This is a genomic window from Kitasatospora sp. NPDC001603 (genome assembly GCF_040298365.1).
Classification (GTDB): domain Bacteria; phylum Actinomycetota; class Actinomycetes; order Streptomycetales; family Streptomycetaceae; genus Kitasatospora.
Map to the genome: position 1 here is coordinate 27,640 of NZ_JBEPAA010000082.1, position 8,028 is coordinate 35,667.

Sequence of the window (8,028 nt, forward strand, 5' to 3'; positions counted from 1 at the left end):
CGCTGCCGATGGGACCGCCGGATCCGATGCGTTCCTCGGGGTTGGTGGGTCGGGTGGGGCCAATGGGTCCGTCAGGTCCGGTGAGACCGTCGACGCGGGCGTTCGCGTCGCTGCGGGGACCGATCCGGGTACGGCAGAGGGGTCGGCCGCGGCAGACGGGCCGGGGACGGCCGCCGGTTCGCCCGGCGGTGGATTCCGGGTGCGGCTGGAGAACTTCGAGGGCCCCTTCGACCTGCTGCTGAGCCTGATCGCCAAGCACAAGCTGGACGTCACCGAGGTGGCGCTGGCCACCGTCACCGACGACTTCATGGCGCACATCCGGGCCATGGGCGCGAACTGGGACCTGGACGCCGCGACCGAGTTCCTGGTGGTCGCCGCGACGCTCCTCGATCTCAAGGCCGCCCGGCTGCTGCCCGCCGCCGAGGTCGAGGACGAGGAGGACCTCGCCCTGCTGGAGGCGCGCGACCTGCTCTTCGCCCGGCTGCTGCAGTACCGGGCCTACAAGCGCGCGGCGGCCCTGTTCGGCGACCGCTGGGCCGCCGAACTGCTCCGGCGCCCCCGGACCGTCGGACTGGAGCCCCACCACGCGCAGCTGCTCCCCGAGGTCGTGATCAGCATCGGCACGGAGCGGTTCGCGCAGCTGGCGGCGCGGACGATGGCGCCCAGGCCGGAGCCGGTCGTCTACGTCGACCACATCCACAGTCCGCCGGTCAGCGTGCGGGAACAGGCCGGGCTGGTGGTCGGGCTGCTCATCGAGCTGGGCGAGGCGTCCTTCCAGCAGCTGGTCGCCGACGCCCCGGACACCCTGGTGGTGGTCGCCCGCTTCCTGGCCCTGCTGGAGCTGTACCGGGAGCGGGTGCTCGCCTTCGAGCAGCCCGAGGCCCTGGGCGAGCTGCTGGTGCGCTGGGTGGCCGAGGAGGACCGGGGTGTGGTCGAGGTGACGGACGAGTTCGACCGGCCGGCCGCTGATCAGAAGGAGGAGCGATGACGACTGGGGCGGACGGCGGGGAGCGGCCGGTGCGGCGTCCGCTCGGCGTGCCGGGGCAGCCGAGGGCCCAGGAGTGGCTGGAGCCGGTGCCGGGGGTGGTCGGGGCGGCGGTGGCCGGGGAAGCGGTGGCCGGGGAGGGGGAGGTCGCTGCCGCGCCCGTGGTTCCCGTGACTCCTGGTGCTTTCGCTGCTCCTGGTGGGGCGGCTCCTGGTGGATCGGCTCCTGGTGGGGCGCGGGGGGTCGAGCCCGGTCCGGTGGCGTCCGAGGCCCTGGTGGTGCACCAGAAGTCGGCCCCGTCGACTTCCGGTGCGGGGGGAGGCGGGCGGGTGGCCGCGGCGCCTGTGCCAGTGCCTGAACCTGCACCAGCGCCTGCGGCGCCCGCGTCCGGGTCCGTCGGGCTTGAGGCGGCGGACGGGCCCGGGCTGAGGGCCGAGCTGGAGGCGATTCTGATGGTCGTCGACGAGCCCGCCCGGGAGGCCCACCTGGCGTCCGTCCTCGAACGGTCGCGGGAGGAGGTGGCGTCGGCGCTGCGTGAGCTGTCCGCCGAGTACACCGCCCAGGGCCGGGGCTTCGACCTGCGGCTGGTCGCCGGCGGGTGGCGGTTCTACACCCGGGCCGACTGCGCGGCGGCCGTCGACCGCTTCGTCCTGGACGGCCAGCAGGCCCGGCTGACCCAGGCCGCGCTGGAGACTCTGGCGGTCGTCGCCTACCGGCAGCCGGTGTCCAGATCACGGGTCTCAGCCGTCCGTGGTGTGAACTGTGACGGCGTGATGCGTACCCTGGTACAGCGAGGACTGGTGGAAGAGGCCGGATCCGAGCCCGAAACAGGTGCGATCCTGTATCGGACGACGAACTACTTCCTGGAACGGATGGGGCTCCGCGGCCTGGATGAGCTGCCGGAACTCGCTCCCTTCCTGCCCGAGGTCGACGACGTGGAAGCGGAGTCCCTGGAGGGCACGATGATCGCGGAGGCGGTCGCCGCCGCTGCCGCGCAGGCTGCGGACGGCAGTGGCGAAGCCGATCGGGCTCCGCTCGATCGATAGGGGGGCGGTGAGGTCGGCCGAAACGACCGCACAGCCCAATCCCAGACGGAACGACGTACGGACACTTTGATGCGTAGCAGTGGCAACGGCAGGAACAGCAGCGGCGGCGGCGGCGGTCGCGGCGGACAGGGCGGGGGCCGGAGCGGCGGCGGCTCCCACGGGGGCGGCGCGGGCCGTGGCGGATCGGGCGCTCCGCGCGGGGGTTCGTCCGGCGGCGGCTCGCAGGGCGGCGGTTCGTACGGCGGTGGTTCCTACGGCGGTGGCTCCGGCTCCCGTGGTGGGTCCGGTTCGTACGGTTCGGGTTCGCGCGGCGGTTCGTCGAGTGGTGGGTCCTACGGCGGTGGCTCCGGCTCCCGTGGTGGGTCCGGTTCGTACGGTTCGGGTTCGCGTGGCGGTTCGTCGGGCGGCGGTTCGTACGGTGGTGGCTCCGGCTCCTCGCGCGGCGGTTCGTACGGCGGCGGGTCCGGCTCCTCGCGGGGCGGTTCGTACGGCGGCGGGTCCGGCTCCTCGCGCGGTGGGTCCTACGGCGGCGGCTCCGGCTCGTCGCGTGGCGGCTCCGGCTCCTACGGTCGGCGGGACGACCGCCGGGACGACCGGCGCGACGACCGCGGCTTCCTGGAGCGCCCCCTGCGGCCCGAGGAGCGGCGCTACGACCGCCCCGAGTTCGGCGGCGGCCCCAACGCCACGCCGGCGCGCGGCGGCTACTCCGGGCGCCGTCCCAACCCGGCACCGCGGCCGCGCCGTGAGGGCCAGGGCGCCCCGGGCGACCCGCGCCGTCAGCCGCAGCGTTCGCGCGAGCTGCAGGCCAAGATCGAGGACGCCGTTCTGGCCCGGCACGACAAGCCGGCCGTGAACCTGCCGAAGACCGCCGGCGAGCCCGAGGGCGAGCGCCTGCAGAAGGTGCTGGCCCGGGCCGGCATCGGTAGCCGCCGGGCCTGCGAGGAGCTCATCGAGCAGGGCCGGGTCGAGGTCAACGGCAAGCGCGTCACCGAGCAGGGCAAGCGGGTGGACCCGCAGAACGACGAGATCAAGGTGGACGGCCTGACCGTCGCCACCCAGTCGTACCTGTTCTTCGCGCTGAACAAGCCGGCCGGCGTGGTCTCCACCATGGAGGACCCGGACGGTCGCCAGTGCCTCGGTGACTACGTGACCAACCGGGAGACCAGGCTCTTCCACGTCGGTCGTCTGGACACCGAGACCGAGGGCATCATCCTGCTCACCAACCACGGCGAGCTGGCCCACCGCCTCACCCACCCGCGGTACGGCGTGACCAAGACCTACCTGGCCGCGATCCAGGGACCGATCCCGCGTGACCTGGGCAAGCAGCTCGCCAAGGGCATCGAGCTGGAGGACGGCTTCGCCCGGGCCGACAGCTTCAAGGTGATCTCCAACGTCGGCAAGAACTACATGGTCGAGGTGACCCTGCACGAGGGTCGCAAGCACATCGTCCGCCGGATGCTGTCCGAGGCCGGCTTCCCGGTCGAGAAGCTGGTGCGCACGCACTTCGGCCCGATCGCGCTGGGCGACCAGAAGTCCGGCTGGCTGCGTCGTCTGACCAACCCCGAGGTCGGTCAGCTGATGCGCGAGGTCGGCCTGTAGGAATCTGTGGACCGGTCGGTAGAGGGTTCCTCTGTAGACCGGTCGACATATTCTGGCGATCTCTGTAGATCGGTCTGCAGAGTTGGCGGCGTTTCTGTGGACCGGGCTGCATAATCGGGGGCCGGTTCTGTAGACCGACCGACATATTCGCGGACCGTGTCTGTAGACCGGTCTGCATAATCCGCGACAGCGGGACTGCGTCGGTAGACCGGTCTACATATTCGGGTGTTTCGGGAGGGTCTCCCCGTCAAGTGGCGGGGAGGCCCTCCTGCTGTTCGGCGGGTCCTGCTGTGAGCAAGGACGCATCGCCTGGTCATCGCCTTGTCAGCGCGATGATCCGTGGCCGAAGATTGCCACCTGACCACGACCTGCCGAGTGGCGGGACTGCGCCACCGGGGGCGCGGGCGGGAGTCGAGACGGGGGAGCGGCGTCGTGTCCGATGCACCACTCAGCACACTGGGACTGGCCGCGCCGGACGGTCAGGTCTACGCGGCGCTGGTGGCCAACCCGCAGTCCACCGCGGAGGACCTCGCGACCTGCTGCGGTCTGACACTCCAGCAGAGCGTCCGCGCGCTGGACCGATTGGCACAGCAGGGCATGGCGACCAGGGCGCCGGTGGACCGCCACCGCTTCCTCCCGGTGGCACCCGATGTCGCGATCGGCACGCTGATCGGCCATCGCGAGTCCGAGCTGCGGCACGCCAGGGCCGAGATGCACCGGCTGATGGACGCCTTCCGGGAGGCCTCGCGCTACACCGACCCGGCGCACTCGGTCGAGGTGCTGACCGGCGGCGAGGCGATCGCCCAGCGGCTGGAGCACATCACCGAGACCAGCCAGTACCAGGTCCGCGGCTTCGACTGCCCCCCGTACATCCAGGACCCGGTCGCCAACATCCCGCTGCAGCGCGAGCGGATGCGGGAGGGGCTGCGGTTCCGGACCATCTACGACCGGGAGGCGGTCGCCTGGCCCGGCCGGCTGGAGAAGAACATCCTGGCCGGCGTCGCGGACGGCGAGGAGGCGAGGGTCCGGCCGGTGCTGCCGATGAAGATGATCATGTCGGACGACCGGATGGCCATCATCCCGATCAGCGTGGGCGACAGCGTCCTCGACGCGGCCTACGTGATCCACCCGTCGGCGCTGCTCCAGGCCCTGGACACGCTGTTCGAGGCGGAGTGGGAACGGGCGGTCCAGCTCCAGTCCGCGATCGGCGCCGCCGAGGGCGCGCTGGAGCCGGAGGCCGACCACCGCAAGCTGCTCGGCCTGCTGGCGGCCGGCCTCACCGACGAGTCGATCGCCCGCTCGCTCGGCTGGAGCGCCCGGACCACCCAGCGCCGGCTGCAGAGCCTGATGCGCGAGCTGGGCGCCACCACCCGCTTCCAGGCCGGAATGGCGGCCCGGGAGCGGGGCTGGCTGTAGCCGGGCCGGTGGCGGTTCAGCTCCAGGGCGTGAGGTTCGTCCAGCGGCCGTCCGGGCCGCGCTCGACCTTCTCCAGGCCGACCACGGCGGACCGGTTCAGCCGCCCGTAGATGTGCGGGAACAGCACGCCGGGGGTGGCTCCTGGCGGCGGTGCGCCGTTCGGGGCCTCCCACTTCACCATCGGTTCCACCAGCGACTCCTCGATCAGCAGCACCATCAGCGGACCGGGAGTGTCGGCGTAGAAGGCGTTGGCCACCGCGAGCGCCGTCCGCTCGTCCGCCGAGCAGTGGATGAACCCGTCGGTGAGCAGCGAGGCGGTGGCGTACGGCCGGCCGGGGTCGGCCAGCCAGTCGTCGAGGGGGGCGAGGTGCAGGATCATGTTCCTGTTGTACCTGAACGGTCGTCACGGCGAGGGCGCGGCCGACCGGGTTCGGGCGCCGGTGTCACAGGTGGTGGGGTCACAGGTGATGGGGTCGCAGGCAGTGGTGTCACAGGCCCGCCACCTTCGCGGAGGCGGAGATCTCGTACACCAGCGTCACCGTCCGGCGGGCGCCCGGGCCGAGCGGGAGGTCCCAGCGGACGATGCCCTCGGTGTCGAAGGCGTCCGGAGCCGGGGAGCACTCCTCCTTGCGCAGCCGCACCTCGACCGCCGAGACCTCGGAGACCGGTACCCGCTCGCGCACCGTGACCAGCTGCTCGTCCCGCTCCTCCGGGCCCGAGAAGCGCGAGATGTGCAGCCGGACCGTCCGGGTGGTCACCGATCGCTGGGTGAGCCCCGTGGTGCCCTGCCGTTCGTCGGTCTCCCGGACCACCCGGTAGCCGTCCGAGCTGCCGAACGCCAGCTCCGCCTCGCCGCCCGCGGCGGTGAAGGGCAGCTCGCCCCGGCCGGTGAAGCCGCTGCCGCGGATCAGTTCCACCGGGCCGGCGAGCAGCGCGTGCCCGGCCGCGTTGCGGAACCGGACCACCTGGGTCACCAGCGGCGACAGCTCCGGGGCGCAGGCGTACTCGCCGGTGGCGGGCGCGGTGAAGGAGCCCAGCGGCACCCGGTGCGCCCGACCGTCCGAGGGCACGGTGGCCGGGGCGGGGGCCCGCAGGATCCGGACCTCGCCGCCGTCGTCCACTCCCGGCACGGCCTCGGACGGGCCGAGGGTGCTGATCGTCTCCTCGCGCAGTTCGACCTCGACCGTGCGCCGCTCCTCGGCGCTGCGCTCGCGCAGGGCCAGCACGTCCTCGCTGATCGCGGGCGGTGCGGTGGCCAGTGCCGAGCGGGCGGTGGAGAAGGTGAGCCGGGCGCCCGTCCAGTCCTCGCCGGTGCGCTGCCAGACCACCGCCTCGGACTCCAGGTGGAGCGACCCCTCGGCGAGGGTGGCCCGGTAGGAGGGCCGCCAGACCGCGCACGGCACCAGGTGGCTGACGGTCAGCCGGGCGGGTCCTGCGGCGGCCGCCTCGACGGTGAGGTCCAGGTGGGCGACCAGCTCGGCGGGCTCCTCCTCGGCCTCGTCGAGGGCCGTCCGGGCCTCTGAGCGCTCGACCTCCAGGTCGCGCAGCCGGGAGTGGGCGGCCCGCAGCTCCTCGCCGTACCGTTCGCGCTCGGCGTCCACCCGGTCCAGCTCGCGGGCCCAGCGGGCCCGTTCGACCTCGCCGGCGCCGGCGCCCTCGCCGACCTCGCGGAGCAGGTCGGCGGAGAGCTGGGCGAGCAGGGCCAGCCGGGCCTCCAGGCGGTGGCGCAGCTGGTCCTCCTGGCGGGCCCGGACGTCGAGCTCGTGGACGCGGTGGCGCAGCGCGGAGTCGTCCGGACCGGGCGCCAGCGGCGCGCGCGGGGTCCAGGCGCGGACGATCCGGGCGTCCAGGACGCGGGGGCCCGCCACCCCGGGCGACTCGGCGTCGGCGGGGGCGAGGCCGGTGGCTTCGGCCCGCAGGGTCCGGTCGACGGCGAGCGCGGTGATTGGGCCGAGGCGCAGCCGCTGGACGCCCGCGGCGAGGTCGACGGTCACGGCGCGCTCGACCTGGCTGCGGTCCTCCAGGCAGGTGACGGCGGTGACCGGGAGGGGGATGGTGTCGCTGCTCATCGTTCAGTTCCTCCGGTTTCCACCGACGATGGCCTTTCCGGCCGGGATTCTGATCTGGTACCCGCCGTCGAGTTCGGCCCGCCCGCCCGGCGGCAGTTCGACCCGCCAGAGCCGGCTGCTCGGCGGGCACTCCGGGGAGGGGACGGCGGGCGCGTGCCAGTCGGCCCGTTCCTCGATCCGGATCTCGCTGTCCGGGGCGACCGGCACACGCTCGCGGACCTCCACGGTGACGGCGTGCCCGAGCCGGTTCGCGAGCTCCACGTGCACCCGGTGGTCGAGCACGGTGCTGGTGTTCAGCATGCCCGTGGTGGACTCGTGCAGCTCGGTGCGGCGCGCGACCTCGACGCTCTCGGTCACGCCGGTGCCGAGCCGGCACGTCCCGCCCGGCGCGAGGGTGGGCAGGGCGGCGGTGAGCAGGAACTCGTCGTCGACGGTGACCTCGACCGGACCGGCCAGCACGGCGTGGGCTGTCCCGTTGGCCAGCACCAGCGTCCCGTAGACCTTCTCCTCGACGGAGGGCACGGTGACGTACTCGGGCCGGACGGTGACCGGGATCTCGCCGATCGTGACGGTGTGCCAGGTGCCGTCGGACGGGATGTCGGCGGGGGCGGCGGCGTCGAAGCGGTGGTCGAAGGAGCCGGCCGAGGCGCGCGGCGGCACGGCGTGGCGGGGGAGCGGCAGGCCGCTCAGGGTGGAGCCGGTGGGGGTCGGGCGGGTCGGGGCCGTGGGGTGGAGGGTGCCCCGGGGGGCGGCGGGCTCGTCGGGGCCGGCCAGGACGAGCGTGGGGTAGTCGAGCAGCGTGGCGCCCGGGGCGGGGGGAGCCGGGGGCGCGGGCGGGGCCGCGGCGGCGCCGAACTCGTCGGCGAACGCGGCCTCGGCCGCCCCGCCGGCGGCGGAGCGGCGCGCGGAGCGG

The 8,028-nt window shown here is 73.7% G+C and carries 7 protein-coding genes; 4 read left to right on the forward strand and 3 right to left on the reverse strand.

Annotated features, from left to right (window positions below):
* Nucleotides 1-199: 199 nt before the first annotated feature.
* From ABT263_RS33000 to ABT263_RS33015, 4 genes are all read left to right on the forward strand, one after another.
* The gene (locus tag ABT263_RS33000; protein ID WP_502885903.1) at nt 200-988 is read left to right on the forward strand and encodes a segregation and condensation protein A; all 789 of its coding nucleotides are present in this window, start codon (nt 200-202) and stop codon (nt 986-988) included.
* Between the two features lie 449 nt (nt 989-1,437).
* Entirely contained in the window at nt 1,438-2,031 is a 594-nt protein-coding gene (scpB, locus tag ABT263_RS33005) for an SMC-Scp complex subunit ScpB (RefSeq protein WP_380392224.1), read from the forward strand.
* 69 nt (nt 2,032-2,100) lie between these two features.
* Nucleotides 2,101-3,630 carry a pseudouridine synthase gene (locus ABT263_RS33010; protein WP_352296129.1) on the forward strand — a complete coding sequence of 510 codons (1,530 nt, stop codon included), beginning with the start codon at nt 2,101-2,103 and terminating at the stop codon, nt 3,628-3,630.
* 432 nt (nt 3,631-4,062) lie between these two features.
* Nucleotides 4,063-5,046, forward strand: a complete 984-nt coding sequence (locus tag ABT263_RS33015; RefSeq protein ID WP_329490175.1) for a helix-turn-helix domain-containing protein — start codon at nt 4,063-4,065, stop codon at nt 5,044-5,046.
* A gap of 16 nt (nt 5,047-5,062) precedes the next feature.
* Here the strand turns inward: ABT263_RS33015 and ABT263_RS33020 are convergent, their stop codons facing one another.
* The 3 genes from ABT263_RS33020 to ABT263_RS33030 all read right to left on the reverse strand — a co-directional run.
* On the reverse strand, nt 5,063-5,425 hold the full coding sequence (locus ABT263_RS33020) for a DUF952 domain-containing protein (RefSeq protein ID WP_352296132.1): 363 nt from the start codon (nt 5,423-5,425) through the stop codon (nt 5,063-5,065).
* Nucleotides 5,426-5,534: 109 nt separating this feature from the next.
* Entirely contained in the window at nt 5,535-7,115 is a 1,581-nt protein-coding gene (locus ABT263_RS33025) for a mucoidy inhibitor MuiA family protein (protein ID WP_352296135.1), read from the reverse strand.
* Nucleotides 7,116-7,118: 3 nt separating this feature from the next.
* Nucleotides 7,119-8,028 (reverse strand): DUF4139 domain-containing protein (locus tag ABT263_RS33030; RefSeq protein WP_352296138.1); only part of this gene is annotated, 910 nt, incomplete at its 5' end.